We start from the raw sequence: 24,597 nt of genomic DNA, 5'->3' as shown, positions 1-24,597 counted from the left end.
TATGTACGAAATTTGTACAAATTATAATATTGAGTTACCATGCGTTGAAGGCGCTTAAAAGGAGTTATAAATGTCACATTTATCAGAACAAGAGCTCTCTTTTTTCAACAGCCTATTTGAGGCAGAACACGGTGTAAAAGATTTAACAACCGACACTAAAATATCTGTTAACTTTAATTTACCCGACAAGCTGAATGGTCTGTTAAACAATGCCAAGCTAACCTTACTTGCTGAAGTGGGTATTTATCAATTGTGGTTTCCACTTGAGTTTATTGTTGACGACAAAGGGCAAGTTACCCCCACGTTAAGTGCCCCCGAAGTGATCGATACAAAAGGAATTGAACGCAGCTGGCGTACCCCCAACCTAGAATTGCAAACAGAACAATACCTGATTATTTCACTGTCTAGCACGGGCGTATTGTTGCAACCCAAAAATGCTGAGGAAACGCTCGATAAAGAAATTTTACTCGCTTTTAATCTGCCGAATAATGAGCATGTCGTCATTAGTGCAAAACCTGTGCGTGTCACAAGTAATGGCGTTGCAGCTAAAATAGAAAAAATTTGCGAAGGTGAAGACGCTATGCGTCAATACTTGTTTGATATTCATAAGCATCATCATGCAAAACTGTATGAAGAGGAAAATATTACCACTGACCTTATCTAGTTGCAGGCTATGCTGAGCTTCGTTAAGCTTGGCTTTTTTGCACCTAAATCCAAAAAGGTATTTTATGAATTATCCTATCGGAACCCCTGGTAAGCCATGGAACGACGCAGATAAAAAAGCATGGCTTGAGTTACAATCTGTCAAGCGAAGCTACCAAGATGATGTTGTTTCACAATTAGACGCCTTATCAGCTCACTTCGATATTGAGCAGTATGGTGCACTAAGTTATGACACCGAAAACTACCCTCTTTACATTCTAAAAAGTAAGCATTGGCAAGCAGATAAACCGTGTGTGCTGATAACCGGAGGTGTTCATGGCTATGAGACAAGTGGCGTTCATGGTGCACTAGCCTTTGCTAAAACAAAAGCAGCTGACTACCTTGAACATTTTAATATCTTGGTTGCGCCGTGTATTAGCCCATGGGGTTATGAAACAATCAACCGCTGGAATCCGAACGCAACAGATCCTAATCGTTCATTTTATAAAAATAGCCCCGCAGAAGAATCAGCAGCTATTATGTCTTTTTTAGCAAAGCATGATATCGCACCGTTAGTGCATGTTGATTTGCATGAAACAACCGATACCGATAACAGTGAGTTTCGTCCAGCGCTGGCAGCCCGAGATGCAAAAACCCACGATAATTGGAACATTCCTGATGGTTTTTACCTTGTTGCAGACAGTGAACGACCGCAGGATGCCTTTCAAACCGCAATCATTAAAGCCGTTGAAAAGGTAACACATATTGCTCCAAGCGATGAAAACAACCAGCTCATTGGTGTTGTACAAACTCAATTTGGCGTCATAAATTACGAGGCGAAAAAATTGGGTTTATGCATGGGTTTAACCAATGCAAAATATGTTACTACCACAGAGGTATACCCTGACAGCCCACACGCTAACGATACAATTTGCATCAATGCTCAAGTCGCTTCTATTACCGGAGCACTTGATTACGTTGTTAATAATTAGTTAGTTATAAATCAATTATGTTGCATATAAATTATACACATACGAACGTAATACAGGTAAATTATTAATTAAAATAAACAATAGCGAAAAAGTTATGCTTTTTCGCTATTGTTCAAAAAATCGCTAGACACGCACTGCAGATTGTATAAAATTCGCGCTCTTTTAATTAGATAGGGAAGCAAATTGAATTTTAAGAATCACTATGGCAGTGTCGCTATAATCACTGATGGCCCCATTATTATTGGGCAATTTTCTGGTAATATTAATGCACGTTTGGTCAACGACTTCGCGGCTGGATTAAAAAAACATATTTGCGATTTAGCTGGAAAACCGTGGGCATACATTAGTCATTCAACAAATTTATATGCAACTACCCCAGATGCTGAGCACGGTTTTGTCAGCTTATTAAAAGAGTTGAAAGATACCAATTGTAAAGCCACCGCGTTTATATTTAGCTCATCCATTGTGCTAAACCAAATGAAGCGTGTAATTGCGCAAGCACAATCACCGATTCAAATTCTAGACTGTTTATATGATGATTTAGACAGTGCAAAGGCCTATGTTCTAAAACAACTAGAGTTAGCAGAAATGGCTTGTTAAAAACAAGCCATTTAATACCAATGTGCAAAAATACTTAATCTTTTTGAGTGATTAAACCAGTCGCTACCTGCGTTAAAAGTGTCTGATTTACGACTGCATGGATGCAGGAGGTAGAGCAATGCAGGAGCAATTGCCGAAAACAACTAAATAACTAAATTTTTGCCTTGTTATCAACGCGGTTTTATTGCCTCAAAATAGACCTCTTAATTAAGCACAATGGTATAGGTAGCCACTGTTTAATCTCTGTAGAATTTACTTTCTTTCGTTATGCCAATACTCGCATCTTCCAGTGCTTGTATATGAAAACGAATTGATGTCACTTTTGATTTTAACCCATAGCCATCTGCAACAACAGTCACTGGCACTCGCTTCATTTTACCGGCTTCAATTAAAATTGACTCTGGTACTTGCAACACTGCCCCATCAATTCCTGAAATGCCAATCGTATAATTTAACGGCTGCTGTGTTTTATTGATAATCGACAACGTGTAAGGGTTCTCAACTAGCCCTTCAAAGTTAACCCGATATAAAGCGTTTCTATCCCTTATCACTGATGCTTCGATTGGCGTACGCATTGCTGTCCATACAACCATAGCTAAAATAAACAAAGCTGTTAGACCACCATAACCAAGTAGCTTCAACCTAAATGGATTTGTTGTTTCACCATCCATTTGCTTTTCAGAAGCATATTTTATTAACCCTTTTGGATAGTCAAATTTTTCCATTGTACTATCACAAGCATCAATACATAACCCACAGTTTATGCACTCGTATTGCAAGCCATTACGAATATCGATGCCAGCAGGGCAAACTTCAACACATAGATTACAGTCAACACAGTCACCTAGCCCAAGTGCTTTAGGGTCGGCCTTACGTTTACGTGCACCACGTGTTTCTCCCCTTTGTTGGTCATAAGTTACCACTAACGTGTCTTTATCAAACATCACTGATTGAAAACGAGAGTAAGGACAGGCAACAGTACACATTTTTTCACGTAAAAAACCCGCATTGCCATACGTACAAAATGCAAATAAAAACACCCAGAAGCTTACAATACCTGACATTTCAAGCGTAAATAAACTCATGTATAACGACTTTGCAGGAATAAAGTACGCCATAAAAGACATCGATGTGATTAATGAAATAAGTAACCACGCAGCATGTTTAATCACTTTTTTTTGTACTTTTGTTGCCGACCAAGGTGCCTTATCCATTTTTATACGTTGGTTTCTCGATCCTTCTATTTTTTGCTCAACCCATGTAAACATTAACATCCAGATTGTTTGCGGACAGGTGTAGCCACACCATACTCGCCCTAACCAATTCGTAACGAAAAACAAGGCAAATGCACCAGTCATAAATAACATAGCTAAAATCATAAAGTCTTGGGGTAATAGCGTTAGGCCAAACAAGCTAAACTTTTGACTCGCAACGTCTAATAGCACTGCTTGGTGACCTTTATAAGGTATCCATGGAATCGCTATAAATATAAGCATTAAAACCCATCCAAGGTATCGACGAATACGTTGAAAACGGCCTTTTTGCTCACGAATATAAATGGGACCCTCTTGATTATAGGGCTTGATGATTAGGTCTTGCTCTTTGATTTCTAATTTCATTTTGCTACTTACTGTTAGTCTCGGTTCTAACAAGTAAGAGCAACAATCAGGCCAACAACAAAACACACATAACACATTGAAAAATAACGATATAAAATATATGGAACGCCTTAATTTCGTGAAATACCGCGAGCTTGCGTGATATTTCGCGCCTTAGTATTTAATACCTAGCTTTTTCATTTTTGATCGCAGAGTACTTTCTGGCAACTCAAGTAATGTCGCAGCACCATCCTCACCAGAAATTTTGCCATGACACTGCTTGAGTACAGTACAAATATGCTGTTTTTGCGCGGCATCAAGTGAAAGTACCACACCAGAAGCAGGGTCTTTATCACTCAACGCAGATGATAATTGCAGAACATTTTGTTTTGATAGAATTGCTTCACGCTCAAGTATGTTTTGTAATTCACGAATGTTGCCAGGCCACTCGTAGTTAGCAAGCTGTGCCAAGGTTGTTTTTGTAAGACCTTTAAAGTGTTTGCCAAGACGCTTATTAAGCTGGTTAATAATATTAGCAGCAAGCAAGGGGATATCTTCTTTTCGCTCACGCAATGCTGGTACGCGAATAGGAAATACATTTAATCGGTAATAGAGATCCATACGGAAACTTCCCTGCTCTACCATCTGCCATAAGTTTCGATTTGTGGCTGCAATAACACGAATATTCACAGTTAAAGTGTGTGTTCCCCCTACGCGCTCAAACTCATGTTCTTGTAATACTCTCAAAAGTTTACTCTGTAATTCAAGCGGTAGCTCTGCTATTTCATCTAAAAAAAGCGTTCCGTTATCAGCTAACTCAAAGCGACCTTTCCTGCGTTCATTCGCGCCTGTAAACGCCCCTTTTTCATGACCAAATAATTCAGATTCGATCAAATTTGCTGAGAATGCTGCACAATTTACTTTGATAAAAGGTTGCTCAGCTCTCGTACTCAAACGATGTAAGTTACGTGCGACAAGTTCTTTACCTGTGCCATTCTCCCCCAAAATAAGCACTGTGCTGTTTGTTTGGCTGACAAGGGTAATTTGTTCAAGCATCGTTTGAAATGAGTGACTTTTTCCAACAAGACCCGAATCTTGCCAATCTTCATTTAACTCAGAAATAAGATAAGCATTCTCTTCTTGTAATTGTTCAGATAAGTGCTGTACTTGCGCCAATGCATCACGCAAAGCGAGTTCGGTTTGCTGTTGTTTTGAAACGTCGCGAAAAATCGCGACAGCCCCTATCAGCTCACCATTCTTATAGACAGGTGTTGAGGTGTATTCTACTGCAAAATGGCTTCCATCTTTGCGCCAAAACACCTCATCGGTTACATGCCGGTGCTTGCCATCAAACATGGTGCAATATATCTGACATTCGTCGGCAGGATAAGGCGAGCCATCTTTTCTAGTATGATGATGATATTGGTGAATTTTTTTACCTAATAACTCATCGGCATGCCACCCCGTCATGCGCTCTGCGGCAGGGTTAACAAACACCGCATTGCCCGATAAGTCAAAGCCATAAATCCCTTCACCTACCGCATTGAGTAATAATGTTGGGTCGTTTAAAAATTCCTTAATCATACATAGGTTCCACTCGCGAAATATCACGAGCATTATGACAAGCTTTTGATTAGCAAACAAGTAAAGTAATAAAGGACTGTTATACCAATTGGCTTAATTAAGTGGTCTATGTTTAGGCAATAAAACCGCGTCAATAATAAGGTAAAAATGTCGCTATTTAGTTGTTTTCGGCAATTGCTCCTGCATTGCTCTACCTCCTGCATCCATGCAGTCGTAAATCAGACATTTTTGTCGCAGGTGGCACAGGTTTTATCACTCAAAATGATTATCTATTTTTACGGATTGGTGATAGTCAGTTGGCGACTAAGTTTGACGTTTACAAAATTACACTGACGTTTTTAGAAAAACGACTTAACTATTTTTAAATTGACGCACTCAATACATTAAAAAAGCGGCATTTTGCCGCTTTTTACACTGCTTGCTAATACCCTTTCTAGAGAGTAGGTACTAAGAGAATTTCACCCTGTGATACTTTCATATCCAAAGGTAACTTACTTAGTAGTGCCACTTTAGGGTCATTCATATTTAGTTTATAAACTGGATTAACGGCTAAAAAGCTATTTATAACTTGCATCGCTTGCTCATCTAGTAAGTTTAAATTACCTTTAAACCCAGCAGTATCGACCGTGGTGTCTATTAATTTCACATTACGAAGAAACACCGCTTTTTTCTCACTGTCATAGAAAGGACTGCCTTCGATTTTTAGTTTTAATCTTACTGGGTATTTAAGTGCAAACGCTTTAATCACTGCACTTGAGTCTGCGCCTAAAACGACTACGTCGCGTTTATCTGGACCAACGTTAACACTTAAGTCATTTACTGAAAAATCAACTGGCAAACCCATCAACTTAATTTGTTCACTGAGTTTTGGTAACTGATTTGCAAGTGCAGTTTCTATTTCTGAATTTGTAAATGAATAAACAGAGACACCTTGATCTGTGCTCTTACACGCCCCTAAAAATAAACACGTAAGTAATATTAAAATTCTCATTTTTTTCCTCAAAAAAGCCGCTTTAAAAGCGGCTTAAATCAACCATGTTAACTTATTTAATCTTTCAATAATCAAGATAAGTAGGATATGACACCCCACTTATCTTGAGAGAAAACTAAATACCTTAATCGATTGCTATTAATCGTTAAATTGCGAATATAACTTTAAGCCTAGCTAGTGTGTCAGGTGAAACTGAACCTTCACTGACCGCTAAAAGTTGTTTTAGATAGTAGTAAACATCAGCCTGTTCGCCACGATGCTTATCATCAAGCATTGCAACTTGCTCTGTCATACGTAATTGGCTATCGGCTGATTCAACCCCTGCTAAAATTTCAATACGTGTCAACAACTGCTGCGCAGTTAATGCTGTTGTTAACGAAGCCTGAAATTGAGCCGGTATAGTACTGCCCTCTTCTAGGGCACTAAACAAAGCAGCTAGCTTTGATTGTTCAGCTTGTTTACCAAGCACCTCTGTTTTCGCCGCAATGGCACTTTCTAATTGCGCAACTCGACCACTAAGTGATTTAGAGTAGTCTAATGCCGATAATTTAGCCGCTAAGTCTTTAAGTTGTGCTAAGTGAACCACACTGCCTAACGCAGACTCAAGCTCGGTTAATTCCACTGCAGCGACTTCATCATTCTGCTGTTGAGCTTGCTTTTGTATTTCAAACTCTGCGCTACGCTTTGCAAATGTCTCATCGTTGACACGTCTAAATTGCTGCCATAACGTGTTTTCTGCTTTCATGCCAGCAAAACCAATTGTTTGCCATGTTTGTTGCAATGCCTTTAATTGCTGACATGCGGTTGCAAGGTCGTCAGATTGAGAAAGTAGTGTTGCCTGCTCAACGAGGGCACTTTTCTGTTCCGCATTGGCTTTGTGAAATGCAGCTAACTTCGCATTCACTTGCGACTGAACCGTTTTGAACTCGCTGTGTAATTCACGATACGTTTTAGGGTCTACATTACCCGCAGAACGCCATGATTTACTGATGCGGTTATACTTACTTTCAAACTGTTTCCAGTCAAAATCATCGGTCTGTGCATCAAGCTCAGCTAATTGCTGCATTTGTGCAATAATATCTAAACGCTGTGTTTTTGCGTGCTCGCGCAACTGCTCTTGCTCTGCAAAATACTCACGACAAGGCGTGAACAAAACTTCAATGTGTTGATCAAAAAGTTCACCCTGCTGTTTTTCAGCATCAGTATCTAAGCGACCTAATTCATTCCAACGACGGCGTAATTGTTTAACTTGCTCAGCACGCTGTTTAGGATCGGTACATGGCGTTGCAACAAGCTCACTGACCTCTTGTAAAATAGCGTCGCGCTTCGGCGCCGATGCATATTTTTGCCAGTCTTTCGCTTCTGCTAGCTGTGCCTCAAGATCTGCTTTTAATGTATTTAATGGCTGCTTATAAGACTCGGTTAATGTCTCATATAACTCTTCAAATCCTTTAAAAACACCAAAGGCAACATTAAAACGACCTTGATCAATCAAACGTTTAACATCACGTGCTTTGCGCTTCGCGGCTTGTTGGTTTTTGTCAAACTTACTCGTTAATGGCAACATAGCATGTTGCCACGCTTTCACACATTCCGTTAAGTTAGCTTTAAAGCGCCCTTGTAGGCGAGACGGGATATGCGAGAGTTTTTTTCGCGCGAATTTGCTTTTCTGCTCAAACTCTTTATTTAGCGTATCAAACTGTGTTTCATCGTCGCTTGTCGTAACCGCAGATAAAGCATCGAATGCCGCTTTATAGTCAGCAATCGCAGCAACTAACTGTGGTAACTGCTCCACTTGTTTAAACAAATTCGCTAAATGCTGTTTCACATCACGTACATTTTGATTGTCAGCAAGCTCAGTCTCAGCAAGTGCCTCTTTTGCTTGACTTACTTTCGCTTCAAGCCAATCTTGCTGTATTTGTTCTGGGGTCTCTAGACCGAGCTGTAATGCATTTTCAATTTCTTCGCCTAGCGCTTCTAAAGTAGCCAGTGCCAACACTTGACGCTGTTGCTCTGCAAGCTTTTGCTGCTGCGCCTCATGCTCTTTGCTAAGTATCGCAAGATGTGTATCTAACTTTGCGATAATGGCTGAGTATTTTTTATCTAATAAGTTGACTTGTTCATCCGTTAGCCACTTTAACTCGATGGCCTGCCATTGCTGTAGTAAATCAGCATGTTGCTGAGATACTAGGTTGAAATCACTTTTTTCACGCAGTGCATTAAGTTTAGCAAGTACAATTCGGGTATCAGCTTCAACTTTAGCCGGCATTTCAGCGGCTAAACGCTCATTTTCTAAATGGGCAGCAAGTTGCGTATGCGCTTCACCTTTAGCATGTTTCAAAAGTGTTTTAGACAGTTGGTGTTGAATTACAAGTTCAACTAATTTGAGCTGTAACTCTTCGCTTCCTTCTTTGAAAGCTTTATCAACTAGGTTTGGGTTAGCTAAGCGTTTTAGTAACTTAACACGCACTTGAATTTCTTTTTCTGCAAACGCGAGTTTTTCAAGTGTTTTAACGGGTGCAAAACGTTCAATGAATTCGTTTTTTATGCTCTCATCAAGCTGACTGTCGGTGTTTAACACCGCTTGATTTATATGCTGTTCGGCAATCTCTTTTAATGCCTGATCTTGTTTATATACTTGCCACCATAAAACAATATCATTTACTTTATTCAATGCTTTTTTACGGATTTCTGCTGAACTGTCTTCAAGCGCGATGCTATTCAAAATGTTGACATCACGTTCTGAGTCAAGGCGTTCAACAGCAGCCAAACGAACTTGGCTCTTAGGGTGTTTCCATTTCGGTGTAAATAGGTGTTTAAAGATCATTTTCACTAAACCTAGCTATTTCATTTTCAGATGCGAATTCTTTTTGCAATTGAGCTTTGCTCTTTTGCACCATTTCACCATTGGCACCAATGGTAAACTGCTCATTGGTCTGCGAAACTTTAGCTTGATAAAGCATCACGAGTTGAACGGTTTGTTGTTTTTGCTCTTCAGTCAATACCGTGCCATCAGGCCATTTGCCTGTTGATGCGCCATACTGAAGACGTTCAAATACTTCTGGGGTGATATTCTTAACGATGTGATCAATATTCATGTTACTTTTTCTTTTTTAAAACAACTAAATAGATACGGCTTACAATATACCATACAAAGCCTACTGCCATGGCTGCCGAATAGGCATACCACTCTAAAGATTCTGCTTCAGGGTGAATAAAGTAATAACAGAAAAAGCCCCCTAAAAATAAAATCAGTGCGAGGAAAGAATGATTCATAAACTTTTGCTGTTTACGAATGCGCGTTTCTTTTTGCATTTGCTGCAACTGCTCATTGCTCAGCTCAGTGACTTGGCACTCACAATGAGGACATTGTTTATGTTTGTCAGATATTGATTTTGCACATTGCGGGCAACTAATAATCGCCATATCTTTCTCCATACTACGCATAAAAAAGGCGCCTTTAGGCGCCCTTTATTGTACTTGTTTTATGAGTCGATGTCTTTTTCGAATTGCATTCAATCGTGAAGATTCGAAAATAGTAATAACTAAGACGCTCTAACCCACACTTTAAGTTTATTGCTTTAGCAACTTATGATTTATCTTTTGCCTTTTGTTCAAGGCGTTTTTCCCAGAATGTGGCATTTTTAATCCCTAACTTAATAGGGTCGAATGTAATTTCGCCACCGGCTTTCTTTTGCTCTTCATAATCGCGTAAACAATTAAGCGCAGGCTTAGCCACGAAAAAGATAGCTAAAATGCCCACAATATTAATCCACGCCATTAAGCCAACACCGATATCACCAATAGCCCAGATATACCCAGAGCTATTAACCATACCGTATGCCACCATAAACATAATAACGAGCTTTACAAGAACAAGTGGAATGCTCCCCTTGAAATAACGATTTAAGTAAGCAACGTTTGTCTCTGCGATATAGTAATAAGCAAGAATTGTCGTAAATGCAAAGAAAAACAACGCAATACCAACAAACGCCTGGCCAAAACCACCAAACACACTAAATAATGCCATTTGCGTAAAGGCTGCTGAGCCAATTTCAGTTGCTGCATCAACGTTTTGAACAATGAATTGCCCTTCAGGTAATTCACCTACGATATTATATTGTTGAGTAATTAAAATCATTAATGCCGTTGCTGTACATACAAAGATAGTATCAACATAGACTGAAAAAGCTTGCACTAATCCTTGTTGTGCTGGGTGATCAACCTCAGCGGCTGAAGCAGCATGCGGCCCCGTACCCTGACCCGCTTCATTTGAGTATATACCGCGTTTTACACCCCAACCTATCGCTGCACCAAAGCCCGCTTGAGCCGTAAATGCATCAGTAATAATAAGTGAAAAAATACCCGGTACTTTATCAAGGTTTATAAATACCACGATTAAAGCAAGAACAATGTAACCAAGAGCCATAAATGGCACAACGATTTGAGTAAAGTTGGCAATACGTTTAATGCCACCAAAAATAATGAACGCTAACACAATCAAAATGATCGCAAGTGCAACCAGTTTAAAGCTACCAACATCACCAAAACTTGTGCTCACTAATGTACCTTCGCCAAACACTTGGGTAAATGCGTTACCTACCGCATTCGCTTGTACACCTGGTAAAAATACACCGCATGCGATAATTGCCGACACAGCAAATAGCACTGCTAACCACTTTTGTTGTAAGCAACGATCAAAGTAATAAGCAGGGCCACCGCGATACTGGCCATCTTCTTCTGATTTATAAATTTGACCTAGTGTTGATTCTGCATACGCGGTACTGGCTCCTAAAAATGCCACGACCCACATCCAAAAAATAGCACCGGGGCCACCAAAACCAATTGCTGCAGCTACACCTGCGATGTTACCAACACCAACACGGCCTGATAACGAAACTGCCAAAGCTTGAAATGATGAAATACCGGTATTAGAACTGTTTGAGCTTAGTAGCAACTTACACATTTCTTTGAAATGTCTAACTTGAGCAAAACGGGTTAAAACGGAATAAAACAGACCTGCGCCAAGACATAAATAGATGAGTGCACTACTCCAGACTACGTCATTAACGGCGCTTACAAAAGCTTCCATGGATATCCTCTATGATTATATTTTTTATTGTTAGTTACGATACTCGGCGTTAGCTTGTGAGAATGCGCGACATACATATAGATGCGAGAAATAAATACTAAGATTAATTTACTTCTCAGCTAAACGTATTGAATATTAACTTAAATCAACCAACCTTGTTAACAGTTAATTTTCAATATAACAAATCTAATTACGTGATATGTAGCAGAAACAAGGACGGGCATCAGTATTCGCTGATGCCCGTCCTTGGATTAGACTCGTTATCGTAATTTATCGACAACGTTAACAATGGCCGCTAGTGTATCTTGACCAAATTGATACGAGCGACGATCTGACCAGCCATAGTCAGGATCTGGTAAATCGTTATTATCTTTAAATGGCATTTCAACAGTGTACGCCAAAGCATTAAACTCATGAGCAACTGCAGAAGAACCAACCGTTAAGTTCGCTTGGCCTGGTTCATCTTTCGGATAACCGTGCTCATCTTGAAATTCAGGTGTCACTGTTAATAGCGCTGCTTTGAAGCTGTCTTCAAGCTCTTTTAAGCGGTCATCGTATCCCGGAATGCCTTCGCTGCCCGCAACAAAGTTATATGGAATAGCTTCGTCACCATGAATATCTAGGTGCATATCAAGGCCTGTTTCACGCATTTTATTTAGCACTAAGAATACTTCAGGGCTATTTTCCAGGCTTGGCGTTTGCCATTCACGATTTAAGTTCACGCCTTTAGCATTGGTACGCAGATGACCACGAACGCTGCCATCTGGGTTCATGTTTGGCACAATGTAGAACACCGCTTTTGATAAAAGTGCAGCGGCATGTGGGTCTTCATCATCAAGTAATTTATGTAGTAAACCTTCAACGTACCACTCAGCCATCGTTTCGCCTGGGTGTTGGCGTGCAGTAATCCAAATTGTTTTCTTATCACTGCTTGGAATACCAACACGTAGCACACTCATGTCACGACCATCTAACGTTTCGCCGAGTGTTTCAAGCTCACAAGCGTGCTGGCTTTGTGCCCATGCTAATAAATCTAAATGACGGTCATAGCTGTATGGCGCAAAATACGCGAAATACACGCAGCCACACTCTGGTTCCATTTCAAATGATAGTGTGCCATTTGCGTACTCTGAAGGGACACGGAACCACGTTTGACGGTCGTAAGACGCAACAGCATGGTAACCTTCCCAACCATCTGGGTAGGCTGAATTTTCTAAGTTGTTGATATGTAACTTGTGGTTTTGAAATGGGGTTGTTTCTAGACGAAAGTGAAACCACTGGAAAAAATCAGACTGATTATCTTTATTGATTTCTAATTGAATATTCAGCGGGTCAACGGCTTCAATAACCTTGATGTTACCACTGTCAAAATTGCTGGTAATTTTCATTCTATAAACCTATTGCTTAAAAATAATTCTTAACGGCGTAGTCATTCGATAAGAATTAAGTCAACGCACCGATTAGGACGTTTTGTTAGTAATATGTAGCAGACTAAATACAGCCTACCACATGCAGAAAATTTGCAAAAACTTTCACGACTAAAAAAGCCAGCAATATGCTGGCTTTTAAATTTATCACGTTAGGTATTAGCGAGGTAAGCTTGGGAACGTTACTTCAGCCATATCACGCATACAACGTACTACTTGGCAGCTATAACCAAACTCGTTATCGTACCAAACGTAAAGTACAACACGGTTGTCATCAACAATCGTCGCTTGTGAATCTACAACACCTGCATAGCGGCTGCCCACTAAGTCTGTAGATACGATTTCTGTTGATGCAGTGTAATCGATTTGGTCACGTAAATCTGAATGCAGCGCAGTATCACGTAAGAAAGCATTTAACTCTTCAACGGTTGTGCCTTTTTCAAGGTTAAGGTTTAAGATAGCCATTGATACGTTAGGTGTAGGTACACGGATAGCGTTACCCGTCAGTTTACCTTCAAGTTCAGGTAATGCTTTTGATACAGCTTTAGCTGCACCTGTCGAAGTGATAACCATGTTAAGTGCCGCAGCACGACCACGACGCTCAGCACTGTGGTAGTTGTCGATTAAGTTTTGGTCATTTGTATAAGAGTGAACCGTTTCAACGTGGCCATTCTTAATACCAAACTTATCGTTTAATGCTTTAAGCGTTGGTGTGATTGCATTTGTTGTACAGCTTGCTGCACAGACAATTTTATCTTCAGGTTTGATATCTTTGTTATTTACACCGTAAACGATATTTTTAATATTACCTTTCGCAGGCGCAGTTAAAAGTACTTTTGAAGCGCCTTTTGATTCTAGGTGAAGTCCAAGACCTGCTTCGTCTTTCCAGATACCAGTATTATCAACGATAAGCGCGTTGTCGATACCGTATGCAGTGTAATCAATTTCGTTAGGTGAGTTAGCATAGATAACTTGGATGTAGCTACCGTTCGCTTTAATTGCATTGCGCTCTTTATCAATCGTAATAGAACCATTGAAAGGACCATGGATTGAGTCACGACGCAATAAACTTGCACGCTTTTCAAGGTCACCGTCTTTACCGCCACGTACAACTATCGCGCGTAAGCGTAAGTCTGCATAAGGACCTGATTTTTCAATTAATAAACGAGCTAACAAACGACCAATTCGGCCAAAACCATATAAAACAACGTCACGTGGCTCTTTACGCTCTGCATTCGCAATTTCAGCAAGCTCTTCAGTTAAATACTCTTCAACAGAACGGCCTTTAGCGGCATCGTTATATAAATAACCGTATGCTAATTTACCAATATCGATGCGTGCTGAGTTTAAATCCATTTTGCTGATGGCTTCTAAAAATGGGAAGCTCTCGCGCAAACGTAATTTAGTGCCTTCAAACTGAGCAACAGTTTTGTGGGCTTTGATGATATCGATAGGGCTAGCATTAACAAGCGGGCGGCCATAAACAGCAATTTCGATACCGCGGTTACGGTATAGGCGACCAATAATTGGTTGCATGCTTTCTGCGTAATCTTGGCGTTCTTGCCAGCTGTTTGTGTATTCTAACTCGTGAGATGAGGTCATTTTTTTTACCTAATTAAACAATTTTGAACGGATAGCCTTAAAAATATGCTGTGATTTGAGAGCAACACATCTCAGGCAGGGGTATTCTAATTTAAACTCAAATGATTCTCCACTGTTACAGAACAATTCATTGCGCTAGAATAAAGTCGTATTTATTAACTCGAGGTTAAGGAATGTTACTAAGAGCAAGCGTTTTGCTTGGTTTATTGGCATTAACAGGGTGTGAAGATCCGCTTACACTGGCTAAAGTGTGCGATGAAACACCGGGTTTTTGTAGTGATCTAAACAAAGATAGCCACTGCAAAGAACAACGTGCCGATGTGATAATTCAACGTTATGTTGAATATAAGTCACCCACTGACGAAAACAAATATCAATTATTGAAAGACTTTGAAAAATATAATCAATGTGTGTCTTTGGCAGCAAAAATTGAGCATATTAAGTTAAAAGAAAAAACCACATCTCGTGTGGAAGGTCATTTAACCAGTATTAAAGAAATGACACGTATCTTCCAAGACACTAAAGATACCAATCATCCAGGGCTACTCTATTACCATTGGTCACGCAATAACGACCAATCAGCGTTATCAAAATTACTTGCTTTAGAGAACAAACAAGATAAACGCGTAACAGAAAATGCAGAAATACAATTTTTCTTAGCCAGTTACTATGTCAAGTTTGACGATGAAAAAACCATTGATCTGCTCTACAAAACATTAGAGCTAAATAAGGCGGGTCAAACACCTAACCCAGAAATTTATCCAACACTTGTAAGCTTATTTTACAAACACGAAAAATATAAGCACGCTTACACATTTGCACGTGTTGCACAATTATCAGGGTTTGAAAATGTTGATATCTTGCCGATTGAGCACAAGCTCACCGTTTCTGGTAAAAGTCTCGACAGCCTCAATGAGCTCGCACAAAAAACTTACGACAGCATTCAAGCTGGCGAATTTGTCTCGCCCCGAGGCTTTTAAAAATAAAAAAGGCAGCGAATGCTGCCTTTTCTTATTTTGATTTGCTTGTACCAACTTCCACACGAGTTTTAAGCTTCTGACCTGGTCTAAAGGTCACAACTCGGCGTGCCGAAATAGGGATGTCTTCGCCTGTTTTCGGATTACGGCCTGGACGTTCTTTTTTATCTCGAAGATCAAAGTTACCAAATCCAGAGAGCTTAACCTGCTCGCCTTTTTCTAGCGCTGAGCGGATTTCTTCAAAAAACGCTTCAACTAAATCTTTGGCATCTTTTTTATTGATCCCGAGTTTTTCAAATAGGTGTTCAGCTATGTCGGCTTTAGTAAGCGCCATATCTAGTCCCTCAACGATGCGTTAAATTGTTCGGCCAATGCGGCCACCACATTATCAACTACTTGATTGATATCTTTCTCTTCGAGCGTTCTATCAACCGCTTGCAGTGTTAGAGCAATCGCCAAACTCTTATAATTTGGCTCAATACCTTTGCCCTTATACACATCGAATAAGTTTAGGTCAACCAATTGATTTCCGCCAACTTTTTCTATGACCTTAAAAATATCACCCGATTTCACGTGATCTTCCACTAAAATCGCGATATCACGGCGGTTTGACGGGAATTTCGACACTGCAACTGCTTCAGGTAATTTTCTTTTTTCAAGAGCCGACATTTCAATTTCAAACACGAATGCTGTGTTATTGATATCTAGCGACTTTTGTACTTGTGGATGAACCGCACCAAAGAAACCAACCTTTTTACCATCAGCATAAATAACGGCAGATTGACCAGGGTGTAAGCCATCTGACTGTTCTGCTTTTATCTCAAAACGTGACATATCGTTGCTAATAGCTAAAAGTGCCTCAACATCGCCCTTTAAGTCATAAAAATCAACAGGACGCTTTTCTTGAACCCAATGTTCACCGTGAGCAAGACCCGAAATCACACCACCGATTACCGCAACTTGGTTTACCCCGTTTTCGGCCTGTTCGTCACGTAAGAATTTTAAGCCATGTTCAAACAAACGAACACGCGGTTGCTGACGATTTTGGTTATACACCAATGATGCCAACAAGCCAGGCATTAAGCTTACACGCATCGCTGACATTTCAACTGAAATTGGGTGAGGTAATATCAATGAATCACTTTGCGGATGCAGAATTGCTTGTGCTTTAGGGTCTACGAAGCTGTATGTTATCGCTTCTTGATAACCACGTGTCACTAAAGTATTACGGAATTTAGTAACCGCAACATGTGATTCATTGTGGTTAGTCATTTTTAGCTTAGCTGTCGGCGCTACATTTGGAATGCTGTTATAACCAAACACACGCGCCACTTCTTCAATTAAGTCTTCTTCGATACGGATATCAAAGCGGTAACTAGGTACATCAGCGCTCCATACACCATCGACAATTTTCACGTCTAAGCCTAAACGCGTTAGGATATCAGTAACTTTTGCATCATCAATGTGATAACCAATGACACGGTCTAAACGCTCACGGCGTAAACGCACTTCAGTTACTTTTGGCAATTTATCATTTGCAACCGCTTCAACGACTGGACCTGCTTCGCCACCTACAATATCAAGTAACAGTGCTGTTGCACGCTCCATTGCATCTTTTTGCAAGGCAAAGTCAACACCGCGCTCATAGCGATGTGATGCATCTGTGTGAAGACCGTAACTACGTGCTTGGCCCGCAATAGCAACTGGGTTGAAAAACGCACTTTCTAATAAAATATCAGAGGTTGATTCTGTCACACCTGACTTTTCGCCACCAAAAATACCTGCAATAGCAAGCGCTTTGTTGTGATCCGCAATAACAAGCGTAGACTCATTCAGTTTAGCTGTGTTGCCATCAAGAAGGACTAACTCTTCGCCCGCATGAGCGCTGCGAACTTTAATGCCGCCTTCAATCGCATTTAAGTCAAATGCGTGCATTGGGTGGCCAAGCTCTAATAACACGTAGTTTGTTACATCAACCACTGGGTCGATTGAACGAATACCACTGCGGCGCAGCTTTTCTACCATCCAAAGTGGTGTCTGTGCATCTAAGTTAATTCCCTTGATTACACGACCTAAATAACGAGGACAGGCATCATCGTTAACAAGTTCAATTGAAACTTTGTCGTCGATCGTTGCAGCAACTGGCGCAATATCAAGTGTATTAACATCAATACTGTTTAGAACACCCACTTCACGGGCAAGACCTTTTATGCCTAAACAGTCACCACGGTTTGGTGTGAGGTCAACATCAATGATGTTGTCATCTAGGTTTAAATACTCGCGTAAATCTTTACCGATTGGTGCATCAGCTGGCAATTCCATGATGCCGTCGCCTTCTTCGCTGATCCCTAATTCAACGAATGCGCACAGCATACCATGTGAGGGTTGACCACGAAGCTTGGCTTTTTTAATTTTAAAGTCGCCAGGTAAAACTGCACCAACCGTGGCGACAGCTACTTTTAGTCCTTGACGGCAGTTTGGTGCACCACACACGATATCAAGAAGCTCATCACCGCCAACATTTACTTTAGTCACACGTAGTTTGTCTGCATCTGGGTGCTGACCACATTCAACAACTTCACCAACGACAACACCGGTAAATTCTGCCGCTGCGGGCTCCACGCCATCCACTTCAAGACCAGCCATTGATAACTGTTCCGAAAGAGCCTGCGTGTCGATTGCTGGGTTAACCCACTCTCTTAACCACTTTTCACTAAATTTCATTTTATTTCTTCACTCTTAACGGAACTGGTTTAGGAATTTTAAATCGTTTTCGAAAAATGCACGTAAGTCATTTACGCCATAACGTAACATTGTTAAGCGCTCTACACCCATACCGAATGCAAAGCCGGTGTATTTTTCAGGATCGATACCTACTGATTTAAGAACGTTAGGGTGTACAATGCCACAACCTAGTACTTCTAACCATTTACCGTTTTTACCCATTACGTCAACCTCTGCTGATGGCTCAGTAAATGGGAAGTAAGATGGACGGAAACGAATTTCCATATCTTCTTCAAAGAAGTTACGTAGAAAATCGTGAAGAATACCTTTTAACTCTGTGAAACTAACATCTGTATCAACCATCAAGCCTTCCACTTGGTGGAACATCGGCGTGTGCGTTTGGTCATAATCGTTACGGTATACACGACCAGGAGAGATAATACGCAATGGCGGCTGTTCCGTTTCCATAGTACGAATTTGCACACCACTTGTTTGCGTACGTAGCACAAGCTTAGGATTAAAATAGAAAGTATCGTGATCCGCACGCGCTGGATGATGCTCAGGAATATTTAATGCGTCGAAGTTATGAAAATCGTCTTCAACTTCAGGGCCTGATTTAACCGCAAAACCTAATTCGCCGAAAAAGCTCTCAATTCGCTCAATTGTACGAGTTACTGGGTGTAAGCCACCTGTTGGCATGACACGACCGGGTAATGTTACGTCGATCGTTTCTGCGGCTAGCTTTTCTTCAAGAGCCTTACTTGCTAGTAACTCACGCTTTTCATTGATTGCTGTTTGTACTTCTTGTTTTGCTTGGTTAATCACTTGACCCGCTTCTTTACGCTCTTCAGGGGCAATCTTGCCAAGCGTTTTAAGTAAGTTGGTGATTTCACCCTTTTTACCAAGGTAATTAACCCTGATATCTTCTAATTGCGCGATTTCACTCGCACTGGCTACAGCCTCAAGTGCTTGCGCTAAAATATTTTCTAAGTTCATTGAGTACCTGGTTTTTCACAGAGGATTTTGTAATAGCTAATGATAACTGAAAGCAAGGACTAGATTCTAGCCCTACTAAAGCTTTAACGTTGATTTTATGAAAGGAATAGTTAATTTTCTTTGTGCAGCCATCGATGCATGGTCAAGTTTGTCCAATACATCCAATAATGCTCGCATATCACGACTTAATCGGGTTAATAAAAAGCGGGCACACTCATCGGTTAATTCAAGGCCACGCATATGAGCACGACGTACTAGCGCTTCTGCTTTATCATCATCGCTCATAGAACGAATTTGCAACGTTGTGCCCCACTTTAAACGCGACTCCAAGTCGGGCAAATTAATATGCAACATGTCTGGTAGCAAATCAGCCGTTACCACTAAAAACTTGCTCGGCTCGTTAAAGCGATTAAAAAAGTTAAAAAGGCCTTTTTCCCACGCATCATTCCCTGCAATAAGGTGCAAGTCATCAATACATAGAACATCGAGCGTTTCTAATCCTTCGAGCACAACTGGACCAAAATCAATGACCTCTCGCATCGATAACAACATCGTTGATAGACCCAGTTCTTGCGCGTGTATACAGGTTGCATAAAGTAAGTGTGACTTGCCTGAGTCACCTAAACCGCACAAATATGTGTATTGAAACTTGCTATTTAACTTAGTAAAAGCATCTTTCAAGTGGCTGACTTCAAGCGAATTTTCACCACCAAAATACGATGTAAATGTTTCATCATCAGGCAACGTTACTGGCAATGCCATTTGCATAGGTTCTTGCACGAGTGTTAAAGCCCCTGCCATTGATACTCTAGTTCATCGTTGTTGACGACTTGATAAAAATCTCTTGGGTTTTGGTAGGCTTTAAAAGCACTATCAAGTTCTAGTGCTTTTCTAAAATCATTCATACTGCCAGTGTGGTTCACAACAAATTGTACGGAGTCAGGAGTACGAACAGCAATTTGTGCTTGTGTAACAACACTTAAACTTTCTAAGCGACGTTTTGCAAACTCAATATCAACAAAGTTCGTAATTCCTTTTAAATGAAAGGTTGCGGTTGCGAGTTGCCCAATCATGGTAGGATCAATGGCGTACTCAAGCGCTAAGCCGCCTGCTAGGCTATCTACCATATCAGCCACAATTTGTTGCTTATCACCCACCAAGCGATTCGATTCAAACAATTCATCATTGGTAAACCGCCAATCAAGCACCCACGTTTCAGAATCCTGCTGTTTATACATGCGCGCAGTAATACTTCTTTCAGCACTGTAACGACTTGAAGCTCGCTCTACAGGGTCTGAAAAGTTCCCCCATACTTCTGGTATACCGACAATGGCTCGATCTTCTAAATCAAGCAATGGCACAACAACGGGTAAACCGCGGCGACCTGCTTTATCATATATAAGCTGTTCAAGCTGAGGGTAACTTTCTTGTGTCACAAGTTCGCGACGCCAGTTATCTTCAATTGCAAGCCAAATTGCCACCAATGGACGACGAGTCCCCCAAAGTGGGAGATTTAAATCTTTAATTAACGCATTGATTTTATTCGCTTCAAATTTTACGACGAGATTTAAAGTGCCATCTGCTTTTTCGTCGTATTCGAATTTAAGCATGTAATCTGAAATGTCTTTCGTGCGCTCTTTCGCGGTTGGATTTTGATCCGCACTCGTGTCGCCACTCACTTTAACCAATACATTCAGAAGCGCTTCACGGCTTGCTGCTAGGCGAGCATCGCGTGATTTATCAGCCACTTTAAGGGTATCTTGGTATAAGTTGGTTACTTCAACTGCAAATACTGACGCACTCGAAAAAAATAATAATAAACAAATAAGTAATCTAGACACTGGCTATTAGTTCTTGCTTTTAAACTCATTTGATCCTAAATCAAAGCCATAAACAAAGCAAAGTTAATTTACTGAACGGTCGCTGATCATAAGGTGATTCATCGTGCACAACGCTGTTAGAAGACTCATTAATAAAGGACGAATCAGCGCTAGGCGAAGTAGACAGCTTTAAAGATTTCAGCCCACTCTTCCCCTTTGATCGATACATCGTGATTAAACACCGTAGGAGATTTATGGACTCCCATAAAATAATGACACTGCGAGTAATCGTATGCGTTTTCGTGCGTTTGGTTCTTTTCGCGAAAGCGCTAAAAGCTGTTCAGCTATGTTTTGGTTCAATGTTATTAACCGGTGATTTTATATAGCCTATATTAGATCAGATATTTAAGCGGAATGGTATTAGTTTAGCGTAAAGTGAGTGATTCAATAAACCCCTTCATTTTTGTCATCATGATTAAACAACATGGGAATCGTTATTAAACATCTGATTACAAAGCGTGGGAACGGCTTTAGCCGTGAATGTCAGGGGTGTTGTATGAAGGGCATATCAGACACTTTCGGCACTAAAGTGCCTCCTACGTCTCTTCACCTTGCGCTTATGCGCCTTTTATCTCTGTATGCAATCTCGGCATAGTGCTGGACGATTTAGCCCTGAACGCAAAAAACCCGCTGCATTGCTGCAACGGGTTTCTTTAATTAGGAGCCTGGCGATGTCCTACTTTCACATGGCAAATGCCACACTATCATCGGCGCTGTTTCGTTTCACTACTGAGTTCGGCATGGAGTCAGGTGGGTCCAAAACGCTATTGTCACCAAGCAAAATGCGTGGAAAGGATTCTCGACAAAGCGCATCGCGCTTACGAGTCCTTTGCGCAAGGTGAACTGATTTCGCATTAAGCGCTGAGGTTCACCCTACATAAAATCTGGAAATCTGATAATCGTAAAATCTACTTTAGTATACTAACTTCTGTCTGTTACGCTGTCATAAAACGCGTTTGGCGTTGTATGGTTAAGCCTCACGGGTAATTAGTACAGGTTAGCTTAATGGCTCACACCACTTCCACATCCTGCCTATCAACGTTGTAGTCTTCAACGGCCCTTCAGAGACTTTAAAAGTCTAGTGAGAACTCATCTCGAGGCCTGCTTCGCGCTTAGATGCTTTCAGCGCTTATCAGTTCCGAACGTAGCTACCGGGCAATGCCATTGGCATGACAACCCGAACACCAGCGGTTCGTTCACTCCGGTCCTCTCGTACTAGGAGCAACCCCTCTCAATTCTCAAACGCCCACGGCAGATAGGGACCGAACTGTCTCACGACGTTCTAAACCCAGCTCGCGTACCACTTTAAATGGCGAACAGCCATACCCTTGGGACCGACTTCAGCCCCAGGATGTGATGAGCCGACATCGAGGTGCCAAACACCGCCGTCGATATGAACTCTTGGGCGGTATCAGCCTGTTATCCCCGGAGTACCTTTTATCCGTTGAGCGATGGCCCTTCCATTCAGAACCACCGGATCACTATGACCTACTTTCGTACCTGCTCGACGTGTCTGTCTCGCAGTTAAGCTGGCTTCTACCATTACACTAACCGTACGATGTCCGACCGTACTTAGCCAACCTTCGTACTCCTCCGTTACTCTTTGGGAGGAGACCGCCCCAGTCAAACTACCCACCAGGCACTGTCCGTAACCCCGATCAGGGGCCAACGTTAGAACATCAAAACTACAAGGGTGGTATTTCAAGGACGGCTCCACAAAGACTAGCGTCTCTGCTTCAAAGCCTCCCACCTATCCTACACATGTAGGTTCAATGTTCAGTGCCAAGCTGTAGTAAAGGTTCACGGGGTCTTTCCGTCTAGCCGCGGGTACACAGCATCTTCACTGCGATTTCAATTTCACTGAGTCTCGGGTGGAGACAGCGTGGCCATGGTTACACCATTCGTGCAGGTCGGAACTTACCCGACAAGGAATTTCGCTACCTTAGGACCGTTATAGTTACGGCCGCCGTTTACCGGGGCTTCGATCAAGAGCTTCGTCCGAAAACTAACCCCATCAATTAACCTTCCGGCACCGGGCAGGTGTCACACCGTATACGTCATCTTGCGATTTTGCACAGTGCTGTGTTTTTAATAAACAGTCCCAGCCACCTGGTCACTGCGGCTCCAATCAGCTTAAAGAGCAAGTCTCATCACCAATCGGAGCGTACCTTCTCCCGAAGTTACGGTACGATTTTGCCTAGTTCCTTCACCCGAGTTCTCTCAAGCGCCTTAGTATTCTCTACCTGACCACCTGTGTCGGTTTGGGGTACGATTCGGTATAATCTGAAGCTTAGAGGCTTTTCCTGGAAGTATGGCATCAACAACTTCACCACCTTAGTGGCTCGTCTCGTGTCTCAGTCTTAAGAGTCCGGATTTTCCTAAACTCTCAACCTACTCACTTTCACATGGACAACCAACGCCATGCTTGCTTAGCCTGCTCCGTCCCCCCATCGCAATTATACCAAGTACGGGAATATTAACCCGTTTCCCATCGACTACGCCTTTCGGCCTCGCCTTAGGGGTCGACTTACCCTACCCTGATTAACATGGGATAGGAACCCTTGGTCTTCCGGCGTGCGGGTTTTTCACCCGCATTATCGTTACTCATGTCAGCATTCGCACTTCTGATACCTCCAGCAACCCTCCCGGGTCACCTTCAACGGCTTACAGAACGCTCCCCTACCACTCAAAATAAATTTTGAATCCGCAGCTTCGGTGCATAGTTTAGCCCCGTTACATCTTCCGCGCAGACCGACTCGACCAGTGAGCTATTACGCTTTCTTTAAAGGGTGGCTGCTTCTAAGCCAACCTCCTGGCTGTCTGGGCCTTTCCACATCGTTTCCCACTTAACTATGACTTTGGGACCTTAGCTGGCGGTCTGGGTTGTTTCCCTCTTCACGACGGACGTTAGCACCCGCCGTGTGTCTCCCGGATAGTACTTTACGGTATTCGGAGTTTGCAAAGGGTTGGTAAGTCGGGATGACCCCCTAGCCTTAACAGTGCTCTACCCCCGTAAGTATTCGTCCGAGGCTCTACCTAAATAGATTTCGGGGAGAACCAGCTATCTCCCGGTTTGATTAGCCTTTCACTCCTAGCCACAGGTCATCCCCTAACTTTTCAACGTTAGTGGGTTCGGTCCTCCAGTTGATGTTACTCAACCTTCAACCTGCCCATGGCTAGATCACCGGGTTTCGGGTCTATACCTTGCAACTCAACGCCCAGTTAAGACTCGGTTTCCCTACGGCTACCCTAATCGGTTAACCTCGCTACAAAATATAAGTCGCTGACCCATTATACAAAAGGTACGCAGTCACCCAACAAGTGGGCTCCTACTGCTTGTACGTACACGGTTTCAGGTTCTATTTCACTCCCCTCACAGGGGTTCTTTTCGCCTTTCCCTCACGGTACTGGTTCACTATCGGTCAGTTGGGAGTATTTAGCCTTAGATGATGGTCCACCTATATTCAGTCAAAGTTTCACGTGCTCCGACCT

18 protein-coding genes and 2 rRNA genes (1 of these 20 only partly in view) are annotated in these 24,597 nt (G+C 41.7%); 4 read left to right on the top strand and 16 right to left on the bottom strand.

All coding sequences use genetic code 11. The features are described from left to right. The first annotated feature begins 70 nt into the window (after nucleotides 1-70). The 3 genes from GZH31_RS06740 (at nucleotide 71) to GZH31_RS06730 (ending at nucleotide 2,234) form a co-directional block, all read left to right on the top strand. Complete coding sequence (locus GZH31_RS06740; protein WP_036969010.1) at nucleotides 71-664, top strand: hypothetical protein; 594 nt, start codon at nucleotides 71-73, stop codon at nucleotides 662-664. 64 nt (nucleotides 665-728) lie between these two features. Then, entirely contained in the window at nucleotides 729-1,634 is a 906-nt protein-coding gene (locus GZH31_RS06735) for a M14 family metallocarboxypeptidase (protein ID WP_036969012.1), read from the top strand. Nucleotides 1,635-1,817: 183 nt separating this feature from the next. After that, nucleotides 1,818-2,234: a hypothetical protein gene (locus GZH31_RS06730; protein ID WP_036969014.1), complete on the top strand. Its 417-nt coding sequence runs from the start codon at nucleotides 1,818-1,820 to the stop codon at nucleotides 2,232-2,234. Between the two features lie 236 nt (nucleotides 2,235-2,470). On the opposite strand, the gene ccoG is transcribed toward GZH31_RS06730, so the two are convergent. The 9 genes from ccoG to GZH31_RS06685 form a co-directional block, all read right to left on the bottom strand. After that, nucleotides 2,471-3,853 (bottom strand): cytochrome c oxidase accessory protein CcoG, encoded by a 1,383-nt coding sequence (ccoG, locus tag GZH31_RS06725; RefSeq protein WP_180311507.1) that lies wholly within the window; start codon nucleotides 3,851-3,853, stop codon nucleotides 2,471-2,473. 153 nt (nucleotides 3,854-4,006) lie between these two features. After that, nucleotides 4,007-5,416 carry a sigma-54-dependent Fis family transcriptional regulator gene (locus GZH31_RS06720; protein WP_036969017.1) on the bottom strand — a complete coding sequence of 470 codons (1,410 nt, stop codon included), beginning with the start codon at nucleotides 5,414-5,416 and terminating at the stop codon, nucleotides 4,007-4,009. Between the two features lie 433 nt (nucleotides 5,417-5,849). Next, nucleotides 5,850-6,407 carry a DUF1439 domain-containing protein gene (locus tag GZH31_RS06715; protein WP_036969019.1) on the bottom strand — a complete coding sequence of 186 codons (558 nt, stop codon included), beginning with the start codon at nucleotides 6,405-6,407 and terminating at the stop codon, nucleotides 5,850-5,852. 145 nt (nucleotides 6,408-6,552) lie between these two features. After that, the gene (locus GZH31_RS06710) at nucleotides 6,553-9,234 is read right to left on the bottom strand and encodes a DUF349 domain-containing protein (protein WP_075593671.1); all 2,682 of its coding nucleotides are present in this window, start codon (nucleotides 9,232-9,234) and stop codon (nucleotides 6,553-6,555) included. Beyond that, nucleotides 9,224-9,505 (bottom strand): YeaC family protein, encoded by a 282-nt coding sequence (locus tag GZH31_RS06705; protein WP_036969024.1) that lies wholly within the window; start codon nucleotides 9,503-9,505, stop codon nucleotides 9,224-9,226. Before GZH31_RS06705 ends, GZH31_RS06710 begins: the two co-directional genes overlap by 11 nt. A gap of 1 nt (nucleotide 9,506) precedes the next feature. Then, entirely contained in the window at nucleotides 9,507-9,833 is a 327-nt protein-coding gene (locus tag GZH31_RS06700; protein ID WP_036969280.1) for a hypothetical protein, read from the bottom strand. Between the two features lie 163 nt (nucleotides 9,834-9,996). After that, nucleotides 9,997-11,499: a sodium:alanine symporter family protein gene (locus GZH31_RS06695; RefSeq protein ID WP_036969026.1), complete on the bottom strand. Its 1,503-nt coding sequence runs from the start codon at nucleotides 11,497-11,499 to the stop codon at nucleotides 9,997-9,999. Nucleotides 11,500-11,759: 260 nt separating this feature from the next. After that, nucleotides 11,760-12,887 carry a M14-type cytosolic carboxypeptidase gene (locus GZH31_RS06690; protein WP_075593672.1) on the bottom strand — a complete coding sequence of 376 codons (1,128 nt, stop codon included), beginning with the start codon at nucleotides 12,885-12,887 and terminating at the stop codon, nucleotides 11,760-11,762. Between the two features lie 198 nt (nucleotides 12,888-13,085). Further along, a complete protein-coding gene (locus GZH31_RS06685) occupies nucleotides 13,086-14,528 on the bottom strand; it encodes a glyceraldehyde-3-phosphate dehydrogenase (RefSeq protein ID WP_036969029.1) in 1,443 nt (480 codons plus the stop codon). A gap of 173 nt (nucleotides 14,529-14,701) precedes the next feature. Here GZH31_RS06685 and GZH31_RS06680 point away from each other — a divergent pair, with 173 nt between their 5' ends. Beyond that, nucleotides 14,702-15,508 carry a DUF2989 domain-containing protein gene (locus tag GZH31_RS06680; RefSeq protein ID WP_036969031.1) on the top strand — a complete coding sequence of 269 codons (807 nt, stop codon included), beginning with the start codon at nucleotides 14,702-14,704 and terminating at the stop codon, nucleotides 15,506-15,508. Between the two features lie 31 nt (nucleotides 15,509-15,539). Here GZH31_RS06680 and ihfA read toward each other — a convergent pair whose 3' ends face one another. The 7 genes from ihfA to GZH31_RS06645 form a co-directional block, all read right to left on the bottom strand. Then, complete coding sequence (gene ihfA, locus GZH31_RS06675) at nucleotides 15,540-15,839, bottom strand: integration host factor subunit alpha (RefSeq protein ID WP_036969033.1); 300 nt, start codon at nucleotides 15,837-15,839, stop codon at nucleotides 15,540-15,542. A gap of 2 nt (nucleotides 15,840-15,841) precedes the next feature. Next, nucleotides 15,842-18,229: a phenylalanine--tRNA ligase subunit beta gene (gene pheT, locus GZH31_RS06670; protein WP_180311506.1), complete on the bottom strand. Its 2,388-nt coding sequence runs from the start codon at nucleotides 18,227-18,229 to the stop codon at nucleotides 15,842-15,844. Nucleotides 18,230-18,244: 15 nt separating this feature from the next. Continuing rightward, a complete protein-coding gene (gene pheS, locus GZH31_RS06665) occupies nucleotides 18,245-19,225 on the bottom strand; it encodes a phenylalanine--tRNA ligase subunit alpha (protein ID WP_180311505.1) in 981 nt (326 codons plus the stop codon). A gap of 75 nt (nucleotides 19,226-19,300) precedes the next feature. Further along, the gene (hda, locus tag GZH31_RS06660; RefSeq protein ID WP_213019300.1) at nucleotides 19,301-20,026 is read right to left on the bottom strand and encodes a DnaA regulatory inactivator Hda; all 726 of its coding nucleotides are present in this window, start codon (nucleotides 20,024-20,026) and stop codon (nucleotides 19,301-19,303) included. Beyond that, the gene (locus tag GZH31_RS06655) at nucleotides 20,011-21,066 is read right to left on the bottom strand and encodes a DUF2066 domain-containing protein (RefSeq protein ID WP_036969039.1); all 1,056 of its coding nucleotides are present in this window, start codon (nucleotides 21,064-21,066) and stop codon (nucleotides 20,011-20,013) included. The genes hda and GZH31_RS06655 overlap by 16 nt, the downstream gene beginning before the upstream one ends. A gap of 702 nt (nucleotides 21,067-21,768) precedes the next feature. Continuing rightward, a 5S ribosomal RNA gene (rrf, locus tag GZH31_RS06650) occupies nucleotides 21,769-21,883 on the bottom strand. 188 nt (nucleotides 21,884-22,071) lie between these two features. Beyond that, nucleotides 22,072-24,597 (bottom strand): 23S ribosomal RNA (locus GZH31_RS06645) (it continues 360 nt past the right edge of the window).

Origin of the sequence: Pseudoalteromonas sp. JSTW, assembly GCF_013423925.1 — a bacterium.
In the GTDB taxonomy this organism is placed as follows: domain Bacteria; phylum Pseudomonadota; class Gammaproteobacteria; order Enterobacterales; family Alteromonadaceae; genus Pseudoalteromonas; species Pseudoalteromonas lipolytica.
This window is presented reverse-complemented; position numbering and strand designations above follow the sequence as displayed.

Excerpts from the sequence above, each read along its gene's own strand:
- GZH31_RS06740 (WP_036969010.1), top strand. The coding sequence starts at position 71 with ATGTCACATTTATCAGAACAAGAGCTCTCTTTTTTCAACAGCCTATTT.
- GZH31_RS06735 (WP_036969012.1), top strand. The coding sequence starts at position 729 with ATGAATTATCCTATCGGAACCCCTGGTAAGCCATGGAACGACGCAGAT.
- ccoG (WP_180311507.1), bottom strand. The coding sequence starts at position 3,853 with ATGAAATTAGAAATCAAAGAGCAAGACCTAATCATCAAGCCCTATAAT.
- GZH31_RS06720 (WP_036969017.1), bottom strand. The coding sequence starts at position 5,416 with ATGATTAAGGAATTTTTAAACGACCCAACATTATTACTCAATGCGGTA.
- GZH31_RS06715 (WP_036969019.1), bottom strand. The coding sequence starts at position 6,407 with ATGAGAATTTTAATATTACTTACGTGTTTATTTTTAGGGGCGTGTAAG.
- GZH31_RS06710 (WP_075593671.1), bottom strand. The coding sequence starts at position 9,234 with ATGATCTTTAAACACCTATTTACACCGAAATGGAAACACCCTAAGAGC.
- GZH31_RS06705 (WP_036969024.1), bottom strand. The coding sequence starts at position 9,505 with ATGAATATTGATCACATCGTTAAGAATATCACCCCAGAAGTATTTGAA.
- GZH31_RS06700 (WP_036969280.1), bottom strand. The coding sequence starts at position 9,833 with ATGGCGATTATTAGTTGCCCGCAATGTGCAAAATCAATATCTGACAAA.
- GZH31_RS06695 (WP_036969026.1), bottom strand. The coding sequence starts at position 11,499 with ATGGAAGCTTTTGTAAGCGCCGTTAATGACGTAGTCTGGAGTAGTGCA.
- GZH31_RS06690 (WP_075593672.1), bottom strand. The coding sequence starts at position 12,887 with ATGAAAATTACCAGCAATTTTGACAGTGGTAACATCAAGGTTATTGAA.
- GZH31_RS06685 (WP_036969029.1), bottom strand. The coding sequence starts at position 14,528 with ATGACCTCATCTCACGAGTTAGAATACACAAACAGCTGGCAAGAACGC.
- GZH31_RS06680 (WP_036969031.1), top strand. The coding sequence starts at position 14,702 with ATGTTACTAAGAGCAAGCGTTTTGCTTGGTTTATTGGCATTAACAGGG.
- ihfA (WP_036969033.1), bottom strand. The coding sequence starts at position 15,839 with ATGGCGCTTACTAAAGCCGACATAGCTGAACACCTATTTGAAAAACTC.
- pheT (WP_180311506.1), bottom strand. The coding sequence starts at position 18,229 with ATGAAATTTAGTGAAAAGTGGTTAAGAGAGTGGGTTAACCCAGCAATC.
- pheS (WP_180311505.1), bottom strand. The coding sequence starts at position 19,225 with ATGAACTTAGAAAATATTTTAGCGCAAGCACTTGAGGCTGTAGCCAGT.
- hda (WP_213019300.1), bottom strand. The coding sequence starts at position 20,026 with ATGGCAGGGGCTTTAACACTCGTGCAAGAACCTATGCAAATGGCATTG.